Origin of the sequence: Sorangium sp. So ce145 (assembly GCF_051525985.1) — a bacterium.
In the GTDB taxonomy this organism is placed as follows: domain Bacteria; phylum Myxococcota_A; class Polyangia; order Polyangiales; family Polyangiaceae; genus Sorangium; species Sorangium cellulosum_B.
In genome coordinates, this window is record NZ_CP150315.1 from 7,448,201 (window position 1) to 7,467,854 (window position 19,654).

Genomic DNA, 19,654 nt, shown 5'->3' on the forward strand with positions numbered 1-19,654 from the left:
GTGGCGACGTTCCTCACGACCGAGCGGATGAACCCCGCCCTCCGCGCGCGCGTGGAGCGGGCCGCCAGCCACCGGGCGCGCGCGCGCCATCACGCGGCTCGAGCCGGGATCAAGGGGACGTTCGCGAGCGACAAGCGGCTCGGGCGCGCGCGGCTGCTCACGCTGCTGACGGCGGCGGCCGTCGTGCTCCTCGCGGTCGCGATGTACGTCCAGAATCGCCGCGCCGTCGAGGCCGAACGGCGCGCCCTGCTGGCCGCGCTCGACGAGCGCCGCGCGGAGTTCCCGGCGGGCCACGAGGGCTTCGTCGAGGCGACGGATCGCTGGATCGCCGAGGCCGCGGGCGACGGGGACCCCGCCGACGTCGTGGACCCTTCGCTCCGCGCCCCAGGGGCCCTCGACGCCCTGCTCCGCCGGCCCGCGGTGTACGTGCGCGCTCCTCGCGCCGAGCTGCGCGACGCTCGCGGGATCGACGACGCCGCGCGCGGATCCGACAAGGATGCATTCCTCCTGTGCCTCCTCACGCCTCCGCCCTCGCCCTCGGAGCGCGATCTGCTCACGAAGGTGCGAGGCGTGTACTTTGGCGGGACCAAGGTCGACGAGGAGACAGCGAACGTCCGCCGGCTCGCCGAGGCGCGGCTCGGCCTCGCGGTGCTCGGCCCCGCGTTCGAGGGCTCGGTGCGGGCGGCCCGCGACGTCGCGGCGGTGAAGAGGCACCGCAAGGAGCTGGATCACGCCCCGATCGAGCTGGCGAAGAAGGCGGCCGGCGCGGAGGTGCTGATCGTCGTGGCCGACAGCCCGGTCGAGAGCACGACGTCCGCGAGCTCGGCGCGCGTCTCGCTCGTGGATCTCGCGGCGAAGAAGGTCCTCTTGCGCGTGGGCCGGCGGGTCGACCAGCAAGGGCTCTCGCCGACGGGCGTGCTCCACCGCGAGCAGATCGAGGGCTGCGGCCTCGCCTTCGAGGTGCGGCGCAGCGTCGAGGAGTGAGGGCTTCGCAGAACACTCTCCATGCGCTCTGTCCCCCTGAACAAGCGATGACCTATCAACAATTCATAGGACATCGAGCGGGCAGAAACTCGATCTGGCACCGGTGGGCTGTACGATGACCCCTCGATGACCCTGGAGGAGGCGCTTCGAAGGTTAGCCCCGTTCGCGGAGCCGCAAGGATTCGACATCGAACGCTTGCGACAGAGCCTGGCATCCGATCCGTCGGGCGCGCGGGTGACCCAGGTCTTGCGCGAAGCCCTCGAAGCAGGTGAGGTCACGCCGTCCGCGTGGCAAAGCACGACGTCTTCACCCACCCCCGACGACTTCAGCCCGGCATTCGGTCGACTGTGGGATGAGCTTTGCAGGTTGGACCTTGCCGACTGGGCCCACGGATTCCCCGAACGCTGGAGCCAAGCGGCGCTTCGACTCTGGGCGTACACGAACGGGTGGCTCATCAGCAGCGAGGACGAAGATCTGGCGCTCATGACCGAAGACTTCATTCCGGGGTTGCTCGAGGTCGCCCGAGAGCCCGCTTGCCCGAAGCGAGAGTACGTCCTCGGGCTCGTCCGTTGCTGGGCGCGCAACACCGCCGCCACGGCCGCAGGTCGCGACGCTTTTCCGGACGTGGTCACGCGGCTTGCCGGGTACGAATCGCTTGCACGACAGGCCAACGATCCCGAGCTTGCAGACTACCTTCGGAGGCTTGGCTCTTATGGAGTTCCCGAGCCCGTCGATCGCGAGGGGGCGCACCAGCGCGGACGCGACCTGACTCGGAGCTACGAACCCAAGCCAGAAGAGGTCACGGTAGAGCGCGACGGCGCCTGTTGGCGGGTGGAAATGCCCGAGCGACCGAAGACCCTCCGCATTGCGTTCTCCGACGGCCGCATCTCGTGAGGCGCACTTCGGTGGACGTCGCGCTCAGCGCGCGCACATCTCCATCAGCATCGTCTCCAGGACCGCCTGCGCCGGGCGGCGGCTGCTCTTCAGCGCGAGATCCGTCTCCGCGAGCACGCGCATCCAGCCGGCGAGCGCGCCCCTCGGGAGCTGGCGGACCGACTGCGCCACGTCGTTCGCCTTGAAGGGGGCCACGCCCGCGCGCTGGGCGGCCTCGGCCTGGCTCGCGCCCCCGGCGAGCGCCGACTCGAACTTCACCATCTGCCGCACCGACCACGAGACCGCCCCGAGCAGCCGCAGCCCGCCGTCGCGCGGATCGTAGGCGTCGGCGAGGGCCGCGAGCGCGCGGTCGAGGCGCCGCTTCCCGAGCGCGTCGATCAGCTCCCAGACGGTGCTCTGCCGGACGCGGATGACCACCTGGGCGATCGCGTCCTCGGTGATCGGCTGCTTCGGCCCGACGTACAGCGACAGCCGCTCGAGCGCGTCGACCACGTAGCCGAGCTCGGGCCCGGCGAGCTCGGCGAGCTGATCGGCCACGTCGGGCGCGATCGGGTTGCCCTTCTCGCGGGCGACGGTCGCGATGAAGCCGGGCAAGGCGCGGCGGTTCAGGGGCTCGCACCCGACGAGGAAATCGCCCTTCTTGGCGGCGGTCACGAGGCGGCGCTGGCCGTGGAGCTTCGTCGCGACGAGCACGAGGACCGCGCTCGGCGACGGCGCCTTGGCGTACTCCGCGAGCGCGTCGAGCGGGCTCAGCTGCTTCGACACGCCCCGCTTGCCGCTCGCGCCGCTCGCGCCGCGCTCGTCGTCCCCCTCGCCGTCGTCGCCGTCGTCCTTCTTCTCCCAGCGATCGACGCCGCGGACGAGCACGAAGCGGCGCGGGGCCATCATCGGGAGCATGCGGGCGGCGCCGAGGATCGACTCGACAGGCGCGTCGCCCGCGGTGAACTTGTCCTCGTTGAAGCCGGCGATGCCCCCCTTGGCCGCCGCTTCCCGGATCGCGCTCACCACGCGATCGACCAGCCAGCGCTCCTCCCCCAGCACGAGGTAGACGGGGCGCAGGGCGCCGGTGGCCGCTTCCTTCAAGGCTTGGTCGGGCGTCACCGCTCCGGCATCGGGCGTTCAGGCGGGTGCGTCAAGGGCGCCGCGCTCGCCCCCGGCACCGGCGAGCCCGCGCGCCCGGCCTTCCCCGGCCTTCCCCTCGATCACGGCAGCGAGAACGGGACATCGACCCGCACGTTCGCCCCTGGCGGCGCGACGGCGACCGGCGGGAGCGCGTCGACCAGGCAGGCCGTGACCTCGGGGCGCGACGCCTCGCGATCCTCGATGATGCCGCGCGCGAGCTGCCGGCCCTGCGCGTCGAACGTGAGGTTGAATACGTACTTCACCCCGCGCGGCGCCGGCTGCGCCGCGACCGCCGGCTTGTAGCAGCGCTCGATCAGGGCCGGCCGGTGCGCCTCGAGCGCCCGCGCGGCCTGCGTCGCGACCTCGTCGCGCGGCACGCCCAGCGCGGGCGCCTGGAGCGGACGCGCCGGTGCGCCCGCTCCAGGCGCCCGCGCCGCCGGCCCGGCGGAGGGCGCCGCGGCGGCGGACGCCGCATCGGCAGGCGGCGAGGGCGCTCCCCCGGCGGGGCGCGGGTCCGCGGGGACGCCGGCTGGGCCGTGGCGAAGGCCGAGGTAGACCGCGGCGGCGATCATGGCGCTGCCGAGGAGGATCGCGGTGGGGGTCGAGAGCTGCCTGCCCATGCCTTGGCATTCCCAGTTTGACAGGATCCCCCCCGACCACTCTAGATCCGCGCCGTGTGGTCCGTCCTGCTCGTATTCGCCGTCACGTACATGCTCATCGCGGCGCGGCGCCTGTCGATCCTGCCCATCGGACGCCCGGCCGGCGCGCTCGCGGGCGCGTGCGCCATGGTCCTCCTGAGCGCGATCCAGCCGGGCGCCGGCCTGGACCCGCATGAAGCGTTCGCCGCGATCGAGCCGAACACCATCGGCCTCCTGCTCGGCATGATGCTGCTCGCGGCGTCGCTCGACGCCGCGGGGGTGTTCGAGCGCGCCGCCGCATGGGTGGCGCAGCGGGACCTGTCGCCGGTCCGCCTGCTCTACCTCGTCACGGTGGGCTCCGGGCTCGCCTCCGCGGTGCTGCTGAACGACTCGGTCTGCGTGATGCTGGCGCCGCTCGTCGACCGGACCGCCCGGCGCGCGGGGCTCGAGCGGGCGCCGTACCTCCTCGCGCTCGCGATGGGCGCCAACGCCGGCAGCGCGCTCACGCTCGCCGGCAACCCGCAGAACATGCTCGTGGGCCACCTCTCCGGCATCTCGTACCGCACGTACCTGCTGGAGGCGGGCCCCGCCGCGCTGATCGGGCTCGCCGTCACGGCCGTGATGCTGCACCTGCTGCTCCGGCGCCGCATCTCGGTGCGGACGCCCGCGCCCGAGCCCGAGCTCGCGCCCGAGCCCGCGCCGGCGGGAGGCGCCCGGCCGAGCGCCCTGGCGCCGCTCGCCTGCATCGCGGTCGTGTCCGTGATGTTCGTGCTCGGCGCGAACCTGGCGTGGACGGCGATCGGCGGCGCGACCGCGGTCATCCTGCTTCACCGGCGCGACGCGAACGCTCTGTTCGAGCGGGTGTCGTGGAACGTGCTCATCTTCTTCGGGGCCCTCTTCATCGTCGTGGCGGGCCTCCAGAAGACCGGCATGCCCGAGGAGGCGCTGCGCGCGGCCAGCCCCTTCCTCCCCGCCGGGCCGACGATGGGCCTGCTCGGGCTGAGCATCGCGATGCTCGTCGGGTGCCAGATCGTCTCGAACGTCCCCTTCATCCTCCTGGCGGACTCGTACATCCGCAGCCAGCCCGATCCGCACCTCGCGTGGATCACGACGGCGCTGGTGTCCACGCTCGCGGGCAACCTCACGCTGCTGGGCTCGGTCGCCAACATCATCGTGGTGGAGACGGTGGGCGCCGAGCGCGAGATCGGCTTCCGCGCTTACGCCAAGGTGGGTGTCCCGGTGACGCTCGCCTCGACCGCCGCGGCGCTGGCCTGGCTCCTCCTCGTACGCTGAGCCGCGCCGCCACGGCGCGACCCCGCCGCGCCGCCACGGCGCGACCCCGCCGCGCCGCCACGCGGAGCAGCCGCCGCGCCGATCACAGCGGCGCCTGCTCACGCAGGCGCAGGCGGCGATGGCGCACCCCGGCGCGCGCGAAAGGGCGCCGCCCCGGCGGCCTGCGCCGCACGTCGAGCCACGCGTGGATCACCGTGATCCCGACGGCCGCACAGAACACAGGCCCCATGGCGAGCATCACCAGGAGCCGCAAGGCTTGCCGGATCGCGCGCTTGTTCATGTGGCCCAGCGTACCATCCCAGGTGGGCCCAGCAGCGGATTGAATTGAAAAACTTCAATTCTGCTGCTGGAAAGACCCATGTTCAAGCTCCAGCGCGGAAAAATCTTGTATTGCTGGATCCTGCTCGTTTACAGCTGGGGGTGGCCGATCTCGACCCGCTGTCGACCTTCTGCCGCGCGGCCAGCGGTCCGCGCCCGCGCGGCAGGGAGGCCCTGGAGGCGCGCCTGTGCGGCCGATCTCCTTCGCGGCGGCGAGCGAACCGCGGTCACCCATCTCCCGGAGAAGCCTGAATGGCGCACGAACTATCCAAACGAGTCGCCCTGGTCACCGGCGCTTCCCGCGGCCTCGGGGCGGCCATCGCCCGCAAGCTCGCGGCCTCGGGCGCGCGGGTGGCGGTCAACTACTTCGGCAGCGGCGAGCAGGCGGCGCGCGTGGTCGAGGACATCCGCAAGGGCGGCGGCGAGGCCGAGGCGTTCCGCGCCGACGTGCGCGACGAGCAGGACGTCGCCCGCCTCGTGGGCGAGGTGCAGGCCCGCCTCGGCCCCGTCGAGGTGCTCGTGATCAACGCGACGGGCCCGCAGCCGTTCGTCAAGCTGGAGGACCTGACCTGGAAGCACTGCCTCGACCAGCTCGAGTTCTTCGTGAAGAGCCCGCTCCTCCTCGCGAAGGCGGTGGTCCCGGGGATGAAGCAGCGCCGGTCGGGGCGGATCATCAACATCGGGTCCGAGGTCTTCGAGCAGGGCGTCCCCGAGTTCTCCAGCTACGTCTCGGCGAAGGGCGCGCAGCTCGGCCTCACGCGCTCGTGGGCGATGGAGCTCGGCCCGCACGGGATCACCGTCAACCAGGTGTCCCCCGGCTGGGTCGTCGTCGAGCGCCACATCCAGGAGGGCGCGAGCGCCGAGGCCATCGAGGCCTACCGGGCGAGCAACCCGCTCCGGCGCATGGGCACGCCGGACGACATCGCCGAGGCCGTCGCCTTCCTCGCGTCCGATGCCGCCGAGTTCATCACGGGCCAGAAGCTGTCCGTGAACGGCGGCAGGACCCTGGCCTGAGCGCTCCCAGGCAGGGACAGCAGGACCCGCGCGTCCCCTGTCTCGTGGATCGGGTCAGCGATTCCGGCGGCGCGCTCCGCCGCGCCACCACCGCGCCTTCACGACGAGCACCCCGTAGACGACAAGGAGCGGACCCACCGCGAAGTGCGAGAGCAGCGCGAGCGCCAGGAGCACGCCGTTGACGCCGTCGTCCGGGCTCTTGGCGCGATCGCGCAGCCCTCCCATGATCTCGATCACGCCGGTGGCCAGGTTGAAATACGTGAGTCCCGTCACGATCAGCGCGAGGGGCAGGAGCGTCGCGGTGATCACCGCGGGCCAGCGCAACCCCACGCCACGCCGGAGATAGTGGACGAGCAGCGCGACGCGCCAGCCAGCGACGACCGAAAGAAACCCGAGGTTGACCTGGATGGCCACGGGCATGGAGGTGAAGCGCTCGACCGGGATCGCATAGAGCGCCGCCGGGGGCGCCGTCATCGTGATGACGGTCAGGAGCTTCGCGTACGAGAGCCGCAGCTCGTCCGGGCGCCGGAGCGGCGCCACGACGATCCAGAGAAACGCGCTCAGGAGGATGGCGTAGACGGCCGAGCCAAGGCCCGTCTTGCGCCAGGCGCTGGCGACCGGATCGTCCCAGGTCCGCCCGACGCCGACAAGCCAGGTGCAGGCCAGGCCGAGCGCGAGGTGCCGCCCGTCGAGGCGCGCGAGGTCGTCGCGCGAGAGCCGGAAGGTGAGCAGCCGCCCCGCGGCGCGGGCGAACGACGGTCGATCAGGATCGCGCATTCCGTCCCCTGCGGGCGCGTGTGGCGCGGCGAAACCGGCTGCGCCGGCGCGCGGTCTCCCCCGGACTGTAGAGCTCGCTCATCAGCCAGCGGAACCCTTGCTCGAGCGCCTCCACGCTCATGCGCGCTGGCCTGAAGGTCACGTCGAACAGCGTGCACGCGTCCCAGAACACGGGGCGGAGCAGCCGCCCCTGCAGATCGAGCGCGCGGTGGAGCGCGGTGCCCGGGAACGGCGTGAGCACCGTGATCTGCACCTCGGCGAGATCGCACTCCCGGGCGAACGCGAGCGTGCGCTCGAAGACGCCGTCATCGTCCTCGTCGAAGCCGAGCACGAAGCAGCCGTTCACCGGGATCCCGCGCTCCTGGATGCGGCCGACCGAGTCGACGTAGCGGGCCCGCTCCGCTGCCTTGAACCCCCGCGGCTCCGCGGCCCGGAGCGCGGTCGGATTGACCGACTCGAGGCCGATGAGCAGCTCGGCGCAGTTGGACTCGGCGAGCAGATCGAGGAGCTCTGGATCGTCGGCGACCGAGATGTCCGTCTCGGTGAACCACGCGATCGGGCGCGTTCGCCGCGCGTTGTACTCGACGAAGAGCCGCGCGAGCTCCCGCGCCCAGGGCTTCTGCACGAACGTGTTGTCGTCCGCGAGCTCGAGGAACGGCTGCGGCCACGCCTCGATGATGGCGTCGAGCTCGCGGCGGATGAGCGGGATGGGTTTGCGCTTGTAGGGGCTGATGAGCCGCGAGGCGGCGCAGAAAGTGCAAGCGAGCGGGCAGCCGCGCGTGGCCTGGAGCGTGAAGCGATTGTACCGAGCGACGTCGAGCAAGTCATAACGCGGCACCCGCGCGCCCTCGATCGAAAACGCGGGCCACGCGCCGCTCCGGGCGCTGTACAGCGGGCGCAGCCGGCCCTCGCCGAGCTCGTGGAGCAGCACCGGCCAGAGCAGCTCCCCCTCGCCCTGGACCACCGAATCGGCGTGCTGCGCCGCCTCGTCGGGGAGCGCGGAGGCGTGCAGGCCGCCGAGGACCACGGTGACGCCCTCGGCGCGCAGCCGGTCGGCGAGCGCGTAGGCGTCGAGCGCGCGCGCCGCGAGCGACGAGATGGCGACGACATCGTACCGGCCGTCCACGATGCGCGCGACGTCCGCGTCGGCGATGGCGTCGAGCTCGCGGTACTCCACCTCCCAGCCCTCGGGCGTGTGCGCGGCGATCGTGAGCAGCCCCAGGCTCGGCAGCGACGCGATGACCTCGCTGCGCTCGACGAAGCCCGGCAGCGTCAGCCCCAGGCGCGCGAGCTCCTCGTCCTTGACCCGGACGCCGCTCATCGCGAGAAGAAGCGCGCGTCGCGACCTTCGCCCCATCGTCGTCGCGGGAGGCATATCGCGGTCCCTCCCGGCGGGAAATGAAGTTCGTGCGAGGAGCACCGAGCGCAGCCAGCCGCGAGACGCCTGCTCTACGCGGCGAGGCGGCGGCCGCGCGTCGTCATAGACGCCCTTGATGCCACAGGGAGAGCAGGTCCATCGACGTCGCGACGACGATGTGGATGGCGCAGCCGCCCCAGATGGAGCCGCTCTTCAGGCTCACCGTGCCGAGGATGAACCCGGCGAGCACCGAGCCGAGCGCCTCGGGCAGCGGCTTGCCGAAATGGATCATCGCGTAAGGCACCATCATGGCGAAGATCGACGAGTAGCCGAGCGCGCGGCGGATCCCGTGGAGGAAGAAGCCGCGGTAGAAGAACTCGAGCGCGACGAACTGCGCGGCATAGAGCGCCTCCCACGCCCAGAGCCAGGGCCACAGGCCCTCGCCCGGCGCGAGCTTGTAATAGGGATACTTCGCCTGGAAGGCCGGCGAGAGCGACGCGGCGTAGAGGAACGGCGCCATGACGGCGAACAGGAAGCCATAGACGGGCAGGTGCCGCGCCGTCCCGCGGACGCGCAGGCCGAAGCTCCGGATCGGCGCCCGCAGCACGAGCTTCGCGACGACGAAGGTCGGTATCAGATAGCCGATGAGGCGGCCGAGCGCCCAGACGATCCGCTGGTGAAAGCGGCGATCCGGCGACGTGTTCAGCGCGTCGTGGAGCCTCGCCGCGGCGCCGTCGAGGCCCACGGCGCGCAGGCCATCGACCATCCAGCGCGTGTCGTGCTCGTTGCCCGCGAACCGGACGAAGATGAGCACCCCGATGACGGTGAGGAACACCCACACCATCCGGCGGGTGACCTCCCCCGCGGGCGTGGTGGCCCGGTGGTGCGCCGCCTCGGCGTCGAGCCGATCGCGCAGGTCGATGACGTACTCCTGCCAGATCCGGCGGAAAAAGCGTCCGATCACGCGCGGTGCTTATCACCGCCGGCGCCCCCGGCACAACCGTGGGGCAGGCGGCTCTACTGCTGGGTGGTGGGATTGACGATGATCTCGACACGCCGGTTGTTGGCCCGGCCCTCGGTGCTCGAGTTGTCCGCCACGGGGCGGTCCGGCCCGTGGCCGACGGTCGCGATCTTGTCCCCGGGCAGGCCCGCCGTGATGAGGTGGGCCTTCACGGCGTCGGCGCGCTCCAGCGAGAGCTTGCGGTTCGCCTGGGCGGAGCCGGTCGAGTCGGTGTGCCCCTCGATCCTGATGGGCGGCGACCCCTGGTCCTTCAGCGTGGCCGCGACCTGGCTGAGCTTCTCCTTGGCGATCGGCAGGAGCTCGGACTTGCCCGAGGCGAAGAGCACCGCGCCGGAGAGCGTGATGACCACGCCGCGCTTCTCCTCCTTCACCGCGGCGATCTCCTTGAGGCTCGCGAGCGCCGCGTTCGCGACGCGCTCGGCCTCCCGCCGCGCCGCCTCGGCCTCCTGGCGGGCCTTCTCGGCCGCGGTGCGCGCGCTCTCGGCCTGGAGCCGCGCGCTCTCGGCCTGCTGCTGCGCGGTCTCGGCCTGGGCGCGCGCGTGCCGCTCCCGCTCGATCTGCTGCTGGCCGCTGTGCAGCGCCTCCCTCGCGCTGGCGAGCTGCTGCTGCGAGAGGTCCTTGAAGGCGTCCTCGGCCGCGGCCTTGTCGCGCTGCGCCTGCAGCAGCGCCGCCGCCGCCTCGGCCTCCTGGGCCTTGCGGTCGGCGATGTACGCGAGATCGCGCGTCTGCGGGGCCTCGGGCTCCTCGCCGAACGCCCCCTCGGCGCGGGAGAGCGCCTGCTTCGCCGTGTCGAGCTGGGCGGGCGCGAGGCGCGAGGCGGCGCCTTCCGCCGCGCGCCTGTAGCTCGCGCGGGCGTCGACGAGCTCCTTCGGCGGGACCGCCGCGCCGCACCCCGACGCGGCGTAGAGCGCGGCGCACAGGGCGAGAGACCGGGCAGGCCAGGACGGGTTCTTCACCAGAGAAGCCATCACCATCACCTCTCGCTTCACTTGACCCCCGCCTGCTTCAGTTTCTCGACCTGCTTCAGCGCCTCCTGCGCCTCGGCCTGCGTGGAGCGCACCTTCGCGAGCGCCAGCGCGAGCTCGGCGTCGGCCTCGGCGCGCTGGAGGAGGCGCGTGGCAGACTCGTTGTCCTCGGCCTGCATCTGCTGCTTGGCCTTCTCGAGCTGCTCGCGCGCGAGCTTCAGGTGGAGGGTGGCCTGCGGGTCGGACCCGGCGCCCATCTCGTCGGCCGCGCGGATGGCGGCCTGGGACGAGGCGAGCTGGTCGTTCGGCGGAGGCACGGTGCCGCCGCACGCGGCGAGCGCAAGACCGAGCACTGCAGCGAGCACCGCGGCCGGGCTCGCGAGGCGGCGTAGGGGTGGCTTGTTGTTCGGGCTTCGGTTCACCCGGCCGTTGTACAACACCCGAGGTCTCCGAGAAATCAGGAAACCCCACGCCCTCGCAGGCGATCACAGCCGTAGCGCGGGATCTGCCTCGCACGCGGAGAGAGAGTTCAACGCAAAGGCATCGAGACGCAAAGGCGCAAAAGAAAGAACAATTGCCGTGAATTTTTGCGTCTTCGCGCCCCTCGCGCCGTTGCGTCGGCTCTCTCCGGATGCCTGGCCGGCCTTCCGGCGGGCGGCGCTACTCGACGCGCATCGAGCTCGCGCGGACGATGCGGATCCGCGCGTCGCGCGCGTCGGGCTGGTTGACCGCGCGCGCGAACTCGGGCGCGGCGGGGGACGCCACCTCGACGACGGACGCGGTGGAGCCGATGCGGATCGCGCCGATCTGCTGGCTCGACACGCCGCCGCGGCGGCACACGAGGGCGAGCAGACGCCGGGGGTCCGCGCCGTGGCGCTCCCCCCAGTTGACCTGGAACGGCACGAAGGGGAGGCGCGGGGGCTGCTCCCCGTTGCCCTGACGAGCGGCGGGGCGAGCGCGCGACGGCGCCTCGGACCAGGGCGGCGCGGAGGACCGGGCGCGCGACGGCGCCCCGGACCAGGTTGACGCAGGCGGCCGGGCGCGCGACGGCGCCCCGGACCAGGGCGGCGCCGGCGGCCGGGCGCGCGACGGAGGCGGCTCGGAGCGGGGCGGCGCGACGGCGGTGACGGGCTGCGGAGCGCAGGGGCCGGTGTGCTTCGCCCGCGCAAGGAGGGCCGCGACGAGCTCGGTCGCGTCCATGTCCGCGAGCAGGCGCGCGGCGAGCTGCCTGTGCCGCGCCTCGGGGGCAGGGCCGGACGCCTCGCGGGGGCCGCGCACGTTCGCATCCACCACGGCCGCGTCGCCCGCGGCCGCGTCGCCCGCTGCCGCGCCCTCCAGGCGCACCGCGGCGAGCTCGGCGGCGAGCCGCTCGTCGGCGGCGCGGAGCACGTCGTCCGGCGACGGCGCCGGCCGGAACGTGGCCTCGACGCGCGCGCGCCGGAGCAGCCTCAGCGCGTGCTCTCGCGCGAACGGCGCGACGAGCAGCACGCTCGTCCCCTTGCGGCCCGCCCGGCCGGTGCGGCCGCTCCGGTGCGTGAAGATCTCGGGATCGCCCGGGGGATCGGCGTGGATGACGCGCCCGACCTCGGGGACGTCGATGCCGCGCGCGGCCACGTCGGTCGCGACGAGGGTCGTGATGGCGCCCGAGCGAAACGCGTCGAGCGTACGGGTCCGCTCGCGCTGCTCGAGGTCGCCGCTCAGGGCGCGCGCGGGCAGGCCGAGCGCGGTGAGCTTGTCGGCGAGCTCGGCGGCGCCCTCGCGGGTGCGCACGAAGACGAGCGTGCGCTCGCCGGGCGCGAGGAGCAGCAGATTCACGACCGCCGCGTCGCGCTCCGCCGGCAGCACGAGGTGGGCGACGTGGGCGATGTCGCCGTTCGCGGCGCCGGGGCGCGTGCCCTCGACGCTCACCGCGTCCCGCTGGAAGCGATCGGCGAGCGCCCGGACCTCGCGGGAGAAGGTGGCCGACACGAGGTGGGTCTGGCGATCCCCGGGCATCTTGCCGACGATCGCCTCGAGGTCGTCGCGGAAGCCGAGGTCGAGCATCTGGTCCGCCTCGTCGAGCACGAGGGCGAGGACGCCGCGCGGGTCGAGGGTCCCGCGGTCCAGGTGATCGAGCAGGCGGCCGGGCGTCCCGGCGATGACCAGGGGGTCGCGCCGCAGCGAGCGCGCCTCGGCGCCGAAGCTCGTGCCGCCGGTGACGCACGCGACGCGCGCGCCGAGGGGCGAGAGAAGCCAGCTGAGCTCGCCGGCGATCTGCGCGGCGAGCTCGCGCGTCGGCGCGATGATCACCGCGGCCGGAGCCGCCGCGGTCCGGGGCGCGCCGTCGGGCGCGGCCGCGGCGGCGCGGTCGGCGAGGGCGCGCTCGAGGCGGGGGGCGAGCGCGAGGCCGATGGCCACGGTCTTTCCGGAGCCGGTCTGCGACGAGACACGAAGGTCCCGCCCGGCGAGCTCAGGGGCGAGGACAGCCTGTTGGACGGGGGTGAGGGAGGTGAAGCCGCGGCGGGCGAGGGCGCCCGCGAGCGGCGCGGGCAAGGCGTCGAGCGATGAGTCTGGATTCATGAAAGCCGCGCAACCTAGCAGAAGCTGGACGGTTGTCGCGGCCAATCGCTCAGCCGGCATGGCGCAGCGCGGCGCGGCCACCCTGCGCGCCGGGGGTGGGGAGCTCCCCCCCCGCCCTGCCGGGATGATGGAACCGCCAAGGCGCCAGAAGACGCCAATATGATTGAGATTTTCTTGGCGTCCTTGGCGTCCTTGGCGGCTCAAAAGCCCCGACGTTCAGTCGACGCGCCTCACCGCCGCGCTCCGGAACAATGTCACTGGGCGCTCGCCTTGGCCTTCTCGTCCAGCCAGGCCACCGTCCACGCGAACGGGCTGTTCCAGTTGATCGTGATCTCGTTCGCCGACCACGCCTCGATGTGGTCGATGTAGCACTTCTGCGGGACGCACTTCGCGCGGTCAGCCGTCGCGTCGAGCGCCTCTTTCGCCACCGGATCCTCCAGCCCGGAGTTCGGCCCACCGGAGACCGCGCCGGGAGGAGCGGACGGGAACGACGCGTCCAGCTGGTGCGCCCAGAAGCGATGATGCGGGTTCTCGAGCGGGTTCTCGCCGTAGCCGGAGACATAGGACTTGTCCATCGGGTTGCGCCCGAGGAGGTAGTCCGCGCCCGACGCCACGCCGTCGAAGTACTTCTGCTCTCCGGTGAAGTCGTGGGCGAGCGCCAGGACCAGCATGTTGTTGAGCACGAAGGAGTTCGAGCCCCAGGGATACCCTCTCTCGTTGGCCTTGAAGGGCACCCGGTACCCCTCCGCCCCGATGACCTCGAGGTACTTGTCGGCGATGGCGACCAGCTTGGTCCGGGCCGCCTCACGCTCCGCCGCGGCGTGCTGGGCCTCGACCACGGCGAGCGAGATGGCGCCCAGCCCGTCGACCTGGCCCCACGTCATCGCGCTGAACGTGCCGTCGACGCCGCCGAGCTCCTCGGTGTAGGGCGACGCCGCGAGCTCGGCCTGATACGTGGCGTCCTCCGTGGTGAGGAAGAGCTCGGCGGCCGCCCAGTAGAACTCGTCGCTCAGCTCGGCGTCCCCGTAGCCGCCGCCGCCCACGACGCCGCTCTCGTCCGGGACGACCTTCGGGTTCGCCTTCGCCGCGGTCCACGCCCGCGTCGCGGCCTCGAGGCACTGGGCCGAGAACGTGGGATCGAGCTCGCGCCAGATGCGCGCGGCCTGGGCCGCGGTGGCGGCCAGGTTGAGCGTCGCCGCCGTGCTGACCGGGCGCAGGAAGCGCGGCTGCGGATCCTCGTGCGGCGGCATCGGCAGGCCGGTCCACTCCAGGTCGTGGATCTTGTGGTGCACCATGCCCGCGTTGGCCTGGTTCTCCGGCACCTGCATCGCGAGCATGAACTCGATCTCCCACCGGGCCTCGTCGAGGAGGTCGGGGATCTCGTTCGCGTTCTCGGGGATCTTCAGCTTGCCGTCGCCGAAGTCGTCCGCCGTGGACCCGAGCGCGACGAAGCGCTCGTACTGGTTCAGCAACGTCCAGACGGAGATACCGCCGTTGACCACGTACTTGCCGTGGTCGCCGGCGTCGTACCACCCGCCGGTGACATCGAGCGTGTACGTGCAGCCGAGATCCGCGCCGCAAGGGGCCTCGTCCGGCAGGTGCCCAGCCGGGCGCGCGTGGTCCGGGCCGACGTACTGCTCCAGGATCTCGATGCCAGAACGGTTGTGATAGAAGTACGCGAGCGCGTCGTACTTCATCTGAGAGTAGATGGTCGGGCCCACGTCGAACGGGTGGCTCGACACCTCCCCTACGCGGAGGGTGTACCCCTCGCCGACGGTCGTGAAACCGCTGAAGTCGATGGTGTGCACGTGCTCGCCGGAGCTCGCGTCATCGCCCACGACGCGGGTCGCCCCGCTGGCGACCACCGTGCCGCCGGCGTCGACGAGCTCCCACGCATGCGGCTTGTCGGCCTCGGCGACGACCGTGGCCACCTTGGCGGCGGCCGGCAGGTACCCGACCTGGTTGACGCGGATCAGCTCGGTGCCCGACGGCGGCACCGTCTCGATCGGCGCCTCGCCCCCCGTGCCCCCCGTGCCCCCCGTGCCACCCGTGCCTCCCGCGCCGCCAGAAGCCCCGGCGCCGCCATCGCCGCCCGCGCCACCAGCGCCACCGGAAGCCCCTGCGCCGCCCGCGCCGTTCGAGGGGCTATCGTCGCCGCAGCCAACAGCGGTGAGGCCGCCTGCGAGCGCCAGAAGAAGAGACCCACCCAAACTCAGCCAGGAACGGTCCCGACGAGCCGACTTCGCAGCAAAAGAACAAAGCATGATGCGTATCTCCAGGTGAAGTTGAAGCCGCGTGAGCAGACGGCACACACGGAATCTTACAGCGCCGTCACCATCAATGAAGTGGATGTCGGTGTCAAGCGCGATTGTGGGCGCCTGGCGTGGGAGCGGGCGGCGCGTCGCCGTCAGTAGTGCCAGGGATAACGGGTGAAGTCCGGGCGGCGCTTCTCCAGGAAGGCGTCTCGGCCCTCCTTCGCCTCCTCCGTGCCGTAGGCGAGCCGCGTCGCCTCGCCGGCGAAGAGCTGCTGTCCGACGAGCCCCTCGTCAGGCAGGTTGAAGCCGTACTTCAGCATCCGCATCGCGGTCGGGCTCTTCGAGTTGATGATCGCGCCCCACCGCAGCGCCTCCTCCTCGAGCTCCGCGTGAGGGACGACGGCGTTGACCATCCCCATCGCCGCCGCCTGCTCCGCCGTGTAATCGAGCCCGAGGAAGAAGATCTCCCGCGCCTTCTTCTGCCCCACCTGCCGCGCGAGCAGCGCCGAGCCATACCCGCTGTCGAAGCTCGCGACGTCCGGGTCCGTCTGCTTGAACATCGCGTGCTCGCGGCTCGCCAGCGTCATGTCGCAGACCACGTGGAGGCTGTGGCCGCCGCCCGCCGCCCAGCCGGGCACCACCGCGATGACGACCTTGGGCATGAACCGGATGAGCCGCTGCACCTCCAGGATGTGGAGCCGGCCGAGCCGCGCCGGGTCGGCCTGCCCCGCGCTCTCACCCTCGTATTTGTACCCGTCCTTCCCGCGGATGCGCTGATCGCCGCCGGAGCAGAACGCCCAGCCGCCGTCCTTCGGAGAAGGCCCGTTGCCGGTGATCAGCACACAACCCACGTCCGAGGTCGTGCGCGCGTGCTCGAGCGCGGTGTACAGCTCATCGACGGTGCGGGGACGAAACGCGTTGCGGACCTCGGGTCGGTTGAACGCGATGCGGACGGTGCCCTGGTCCACGGCGCGGTGGTAGGTGAGATCCTCGAACGAGAACCCATCGACCTCACGCCAGCGCGCCGGGTTGAAAATCGCAGAGACGGTCATGGCCCACTCCTTTGGGGCGCGGACCGTACTCGCCTCATCGTGGGCTGGCAACCTCGGCGACATGACAGTGGCGACCTCCGGGCGCGCCCGTGTTCGCCAGACCCGGGCGTCCCTTCTGGCGCAGCCGGCCCAGCACGCCCGCTAACGAGCCTCGCGATACCCTTGACACATAAGGCGTTCTCGTGGACAAGCAGGCTTTGACGCGCGGTGAGGTCGACGTCGCGCCGCCTGGGGATTGCGCGTGCGCGCTCTGGCCAGGCGGCGTGCGAGGCGCTCGCCGGCGTTCGGACAGGGGAATCGCTGATGGCAGGCGGCCTCGACGGCGAGCGCGCTCTGCCTGCCCGCGCGGGGGACGACATGGGCTTGAGCTATGAACGACTTTTCCAGGTCTCGTCAGGACTCCTCGCCACCGCGGACGCGCGTGGCTACTTCCATGATCTGAGCTCTGCCTGGGAGCAGACCCTCGGCTGGTCCCTCGACGAGCTCAGGGCCAGGCCCTACATCGAGCTCGTCCACCCCGACGACCGCGAGGCCACGCTCGCCGAGGCCACCGCGCTGTTCCAGGGTCGCGCGAACGGCCGGTTCGACAACCGTTATGTGTGCAAGGACGGCTCGTACCGCTGGCTCGGCTGGACCGCCCGGGTGGACATGGCCCAAGCGCCCTCCGAGCGCCTCATGGTCGCCACGGCGCTCGACCTGACGAGCGACCGGGAGCGGACGGCGCAGCTCACGCAGGCGATGGAGCTGACCACGGTCTACGAGAAGCTGTTCCGGGTCTCCGTGGGCCTGCTCGTGACCCTGGACGCAGAGGGGTACTTCCGCCACGCCAACCCGGCCTGGGAGCGCACCCTCGGCTGGTCGCCCTCGGAGATGATCGCGAAGCCGTTCATCGAGTTCGTCCACCCCGACGACCGCGAGGCCACGCTCGCCGAGGCCGCCGCGCTCTTCCAGGGCCACACGACCATCAAGTTCGACAACCGGTACGCGTGCAAGGACGGCTCCTACAGGTGGCTCGCGTGGACCGCGCACCTGGACGCGGCCGAGGAGCCGTCGCGCCGCCTCGTCTATGGCACCGCCCACGACGTCACGCCGTACAGGGAGCTGCTCGACAGGCTCGAGCGGACGCTCGCGCGGCTCCGCGACACGATGCAGGCGATGTCGACGCCGCTCATCCCGATCACCGATCGCATCATGGTCATGCCCCTCGTGGGCCAGATGGACTCGGAGCGGATCGATCAGGTGATGTCGGCCGCGCTCGCTGGAGTCCAGTCCACCCAGGCTCAGGCGGTCATCCTCGACGTGACGGGGCTCAAGGAAATCGACACGCGGGTCGCCGCCGGCCTCGTCGACACCGCGAAGGCGCTCCAGCTGCTCGGCGCAAGGACGATCCTGACCGGCATCCGGCCAGCGGTGGCGCAGACGCTCGTCGGGCTCTCGCTCGACCTGGGGGGCCTCCTGACCAAGAGCACGCTCCAGAGCGCCATCGCCTTTGCGCTGCAAAGCGACCAGGGCGCGCCACGGCCCCTCGCCCAATAGAAGCGTCGGAAACGTGCCCGCGCGCAGCGGCGGAGCAGCCGGCCGCGCGGGGCGGATGCGCGCGCCGGGGGGGCTGGTGTATAAGGCCGCGTGGCGTGTGTTCGTGTCCCCGGAGGTCGCATGTCGCTCGGCCAAGGTTCGGTCGCGGGAGCCTGCTGCGCGGCCATCGTGTTGCTCACCGCCGTGTCGGCCTGCTCGACCAGGGTGCGGAGGTTCGGAGACGAGGGCGCCGGAGGCGGCGGGAGCGCCTCGGCGTCGAGCGCCGGCGGCGGCTCGGCCGGGAGCGCCGGCGAGGGCGGCGCTGTCTCGAGCGCGGGCGGCGGCTCTGCGTCGAGCGGCGGGGGCGGGTGCGAGCCCGGTCGCCAGGAGGCCTGTTACGGTGGTCCGCCGGCCACGTTGAACCGCGGAGCCTGCCGCGCCGGCGTGAAGAGCTGCGACGAGGAAGGGAACGGGTTCGGCCCGTGCGCCGGAGAGGTGCTGCCCGCCGCCGAGCGCTGCGACACCGCCGAGGACGAGGACTGCGACGGCGCGGCCAACGCGGGGTGCGCCTACGCCCGGTGCGCCGACGTCCCCCGCGGCCTGCCGAGCGGCGTGTACACCCTCGATCTGGACGGGGCCGGGGGAGATCCGGAGTTCCCCGTGGTGTGCGATCTGGAGACGGACGGAGGAGGGTGGGCGCTCGTCTACAACAGCGTCGGTTCGGCGGAGGGAGAGACGCTGTCGTTCTGGGACATCCCGTACGCCCAGCGGCTCGGGACCAAGGGCGAGCCGGCGCTCGAGCGGAACTTCTACAGGGGCTCCCTCTACCTCGTCGGCCGGGAGTACCGCGACGAGATCGCGGATATCAAGGGCACCGTCGCGGAGGTCATGCGGGCGACCGCCGAAGGCATCGACACGACGACCATGAAGCTCCTCCGCCCCCTGCACGTCTCCGGGGACGCCGACGTCTTCTTCTCCCATTTCCTCTCGGGGTGGTCGTCGGGCGATCACGACGGCGACACTGCCCCCGATAATAACTGCGCCATCGCAGCCCTGAACGTCACGCAGCACTACGCGCAGTGCTGGGAATACAACCTCGGCGCGGACGGGGACGCACCGTTCGACGACGGCGGCTGGGGTCCCCACCTCGGCACGCACGTCGCCGATCAGGCCAGGCTCGCGAACGACAATACACGGTATACCCGGGTGCGGCGAATCTCTCGCTGGACACGGTGGTGAGCCGGGCGCTCATGCGTACCTCCGCGCGTACCTCCGCGCGTCCCCCCGCGCGTACCTTCGCGGATTTCGTGACAATTTCCGGGAGGGTCGGGTATGCTCGCCCGGCCATGCGCTTCTATGCACTGACTTTTATGACGCTCTTCGCGAGCCTCTGCCTGGCGAGCTGCTGGAACAACGGCGGCTGTGTGGAGGGCGACGCGTGCGAGTGCTCCCAGGGTGACGAGTGTTACCTCGGCTGCGACGGTGACGATTGCGACCAGCGCTGCTTCCAGATGAATCGCTGCGGCGCCGTCTGCGAGCACGGGTGCTCGTTCGAGTGCTTCGATGTCGACGAGTGCTCGGCCTCCTGCGGGGACGACTGCGATCTCAACTGCCATAACACGGCGGCGTGCGGGGCCATCTGCGATCGCGACTGCCGGTACGAGTGCCACGACACGAGCCGGTGCGGCGTCAGCGTCGGCTCGGGCAGCGTCGTGACCTGCCGGAACGTGACCACCTGCGAGGTCGAGTGCCGGGGCTCATGCGAGGTGTTCTGCAACAACGTGGGCGGCGAGTGCCGCGTCACCTGCCCCGGCGGCGAGGCTGCGGTCGTGTGCCCGAACGGCTCGCGCTCGTGCGGCGGATGCTGAGGAGACCGAGACCGATGCAGAG

The 19,654-nt window shown here is 71.8% G+C and carries 18 protein-coding genes; 7 read left to right on the plus strand and 11 right to left on the minus strand.

All coding sequences use genetic code 11. The annotated features are described in order from the left end of the window. Both WMF34_RS27355 and WMF34_RS27360 read left to right on the plus strand, forming a co-directional pair. Entirely contained in the window at positions 1-984 is a 984-nt protein-coding gene (locus WMF34_RS27355) for a hypothetical protein (RefSeq protein WP_437989624.1), read from the plus strand. A gap of 126 nt (positions 985-1,110) precedes the next feature. Then, positions 1,111-1,878, plus strand: a complete 768-nt coding sequence (locus WMF34_RS27360) for a hypothetical protein (RefSeq protein ID WP_044965890.1) — start codon at positions 1,111-1,113, stop codon at positions 1,876-1,878. Between the two features lie 24 nt (positions 1,879-1,902). Here WMF34_RS27360 and holA read toward each other — a convergent pair whose 3' ends face one another. Together holA and WMF34_RS27370 are read right to left on the minus strand one after the other, a co-directional pair. Then, the gene (holA, locus tag WMF34_RS27365) at positions 1,903-2,979 is read right to left on the minus strand and encodes a DNA polymerase III subunit delta (RefSeq protein WP_437989625.1); all 1,077 of its coding nucleotides are present in this window, start codon (positions 2,977-2,979) and stop codon (positions 1,903-1,905) included. A 101-nt stretch (positions 2,980-3,080) separates the two neighbouring features. Further along, entirely contained in the window at positions 3,081-3,620 is a 540-nt protein-coding gene (locus WMF34_RS27370) for a hypothetical protein (RefSeq protein ID WP_437989626.1), read from the minus strand. Positions 3,621-3,674: 54 nt separating this feature from the next. On the opposite strand from WMF34_RS27370, the gene WMF34_RS27375 reads away from it, so the two are divergent. Continuing rightward, complete coding sequence (locus WMF34_RS27375) at positions 3,675-4,931, plus strand: SLC13 family permease (RefSeq protein WP_437989627.1); 1,257 nt, start codon at positions 3,675-3,677, stop codon at positions 4,929-4,931. Positions 4,932-5,013: 82 nt separating this feature from the next. Here the strand turns inward: WMF34_RS27375 and WMF34_RS27380 are convergent, their stop codons facing one another. Continuing rightward, on the minus strand, positions 5,014-5,211 hold the full coding sequence (locus WMF34_RS27380) for a hypothetical protein (protein ID WP_437739757.1): 198 nt from the start codon (positions 5,209-5,211) through the stop codon (positions 5,014-5,016). Between the two features lie 290 nt (positions 5,212-5,501). On the opposite strand from WMF34_RS27380, the gene WMF34_RS27385 reads away from it, so the two are divergent. Next, positions 5,502-6,263, plus strand: coding sequence for an SDR family oxidoreductase (locus WMF34_RS27385; protein WP_437989628.1), 762 nt, complete (start codon positions 5,502-5,504; stop codon positions 6,261-6,263). Positions 6,264-6,317: 54 nt separating this feature from the next. Here the strand turns inward: WMF34_RS27385 and WMF34_RS27390 are convergent, their stop codons facing one another. From WMF34_RS27390 to WMF34_RS27425, 8 genes are all read right to left on the minus strand, one after another. Next, positions 6,318-7,040 (minus strand): hypothetical protein, encoded by a 723-nt coding sequence (locus tag WMF34_RS27390; protein ID WP_012237934.1) that lies wholly within the window; start codon positions 7,038-7,040, stop codon positions 6,318-6,320. Next, entirely contained in the window at positions 7,027-8,361 is a 1,335-nt protein-coding gene (locus WMF34_RS27395) for a B12-binding domain-containing radical SAM protein (RefSeq protein ID WP_162144012.1), read from the minus strand. The genes WMF34_RS27390 and WMF34_RS27395 overlap by 14 nt, the downstream gene beginning before the upstream one ends. A 157-nt stretch (positions 8,362-8,518) precedes the next feature. Further along, complete coding sequence (locus WMF34_RS27400) at positions 8,519-9,361, minus strand: CPBP family glutamic-type intramembrane protease (RefSeq protein WP_437989629.1); 843 nt, start codon at positions 9,359-9,361, stop codon at positions 8,519-8,521. A gap of 53 nt (positions 9,362-9,414) precedes the next feature. Further along, positions 9,415-10,386, minus strand: coding sequence for an OmpA family protein (locus WMF34_RS27405; protein ID WP_012237937.1), 972 nt, complete (start codon positions 10,384-10,386; stop codon positions 9,415-9,417). Between the two features lie 17 nt (positions 10,387-10,403). After that, positions 10,404-10,805: a DUF4398 domain-containing protein gene (locus WMF34_RS27410; protein WP_231864269.1), complete on the minus strand. Its 402-nt coding sequence runs from the start codon at positions 10,803-10,805 to the stop codon at positions 10,404-10,406. A gap of 238 nt (positions 10,806-11,043) precedes the next feature. After that, positions 11,044-12,942 (minus strand): DEAD/DEAH box helicase, encoded by a 1,899-nt coding sequence (locus tag WMF34_RS27415; protein ID WP_437989630.1) that lies wholly within the window; start codon positions 12,940-12,942, stop codon positions 11,044-11,046. A 254-nt stretch (positions 12,943-13,196) separates the two neighbouring features. Then, positions 13,197-15,152: a glycoside hydrolase family 9 protein gene (locus tag WMF34_RS27420; RefSeq protein WP_437989631.1), complete on the minus strand. Its 1,956-nt coding sequence runs from the start codon at positions 15,150-15,152 to the stop codon at positions 13,197-13,199. Between the two features lie 197 nt (positions 15,153-15,349). Next, positions 15,350-16,249 (minus strand): 1,4-dihydroxy-2-naphthoyl-CoA synthase, encoded by a 900-nt coding sequence (locus WMF34_RS27425; RefSeq protein WP_012237941.1) that lies wholly within the window; start codon positions 16,247-16,249, stop codon positions 15,350-15,352. Positions 16,250-16,552: 303 nt separating this feature from the next. Between WMF34_RS27425 and WMF34_RS27430 the strand changes: the two genes are divergently transcribed. From WMF34_RS27430 to WMF34_RS27440, 3 genes are all read left to right on the plus strand, one after another. Further along, positions 16,553-17,785, plus strand: coding sequence for a PAS domain-containing protein (locus WMF34_RS27430; protein WP_437989632.1), 1,233 nt, complete (start codon positions 16,553-16,555; stop codon positions 17,783-17,785). 120 nt (positions 17,786-17,905) lie between these two features. Further along, complete coding sequence (locus WMF34_RS27435; protein WP_437989633.1) at positions 17,906-19,003, plus strand: fibrinogen-like YCDxxxxGGGW domain-containing protein; 1,098 nt, start codon at positions 17,906-17,908, stop codon at positions 19,001-19,003. Positions 19,004-19,134: 131 nt separating this feature from the next. After that, entirely contained in the window at positions 19,135-19,632 is a 498-nt protein-coding gene (locus WMF34_RS27440; RefSeq protein ID WP_044965895.1) for a hypothetical protein, read from the plus strand. Positions 19,633-19,654 lie beyond the last annotated feature (22 nt).

What these genes read in the sequence shown, in the direction of transcription:
- WMF34_RS27360 (WP_044965890.1), top strand. Translation starts at nt 1,111, where the DNA reads ATGACCCTGGAGGAGGCGCTTCGAAGGTTAGCCCCGTTCGCGGAGCCG.
- WMF34_RS27370 (WP_437989626.1), bottom strand. Translation starts at nt 3,620, where the DNA reads ATGGGCAGGCAGCTCTCGACCCCCACCGCGATCCTCCTCGGCAGCGCC.
- WMF34_RS27380 (WP_437739757.1), bottom strand. Translation starts at nt 5,211, where the DNA reads ATGAACAAGCGCGCGATCCGGCAAGCCTTGCGGCTCCTGGTGATGCTC.
- WMF34_RS27385 (WP_437989628.1), top strand. Translation starts at nt 5,502, where the DNA reads ATGGCGCACGAACTATCCAAACGAGTCGCCCTGGTCACCGGCGCTTCC.
- WMF34_RS27390 (WP_012237934.1), bottom strand. Translation starts at nt 7,040, where the DNA reads ATGCGCGATCCTGATCGACCGTCGTTCGCCCGCGCCGCGGGGCGGCTG.
- WMF34_RS27395 (WP_162144012.1), bottom strand. Translation starts at nt 8,361, where the DNA reads ATGAGCGGCGTCCGGGTCAAGGACGAGGAGCTCGCGCGCCTGGGGCTG.
- WMF34_RS27405 (WP_012237937.1), bottom strand. Translation starts at nt 10,386, where the DNA reads ATGGCTTCTCTGGTGAAGAACCCGTCCTGGCCTGCCCGGTCTCTCGCC.
- WMF34_RS27415 (WP_437989630.1), bottom strand. Translation starts at nt 12,942, where the DNA reads ATGAATCCAGACTCATCGCTCGACGCCTTGCCCGCGCCGCTCGCGGGC.
- WMF34_RS27425 (WP_012237941.1), bottom strand. Translation starts at nt 16,249, where the DNA reads ATGACCGTCTCTGCGATTTTCAACCCGGCGCGCTGGCGTGAGGTCGAT.
- WMF34_RS27430 (WP_437989632.1), top strand. Translation starts at nt 16,553, where the DNA reads ATGGCAGGCGGCCTCGACGGCGAGCGCGCTCTGCCTGCCCGCGCGGGG.
- WMF34_RS27435 (WP_437989633.1), top strand. Translation starts at nt 17,906, where the DNA reads ATGTCGCTCGGCCAAGGTTCGGTCGCGGGAGCCTGCTGCGCGGCCATC.
- WMF34_RS27440 (WP_044965895.1), top strand. Translation starts at nt 19,135, where the DNA reads ATGACGCTCTTCGCGAGCCTCTGCCTGGCGAGCTGCTGGAACAACGGC.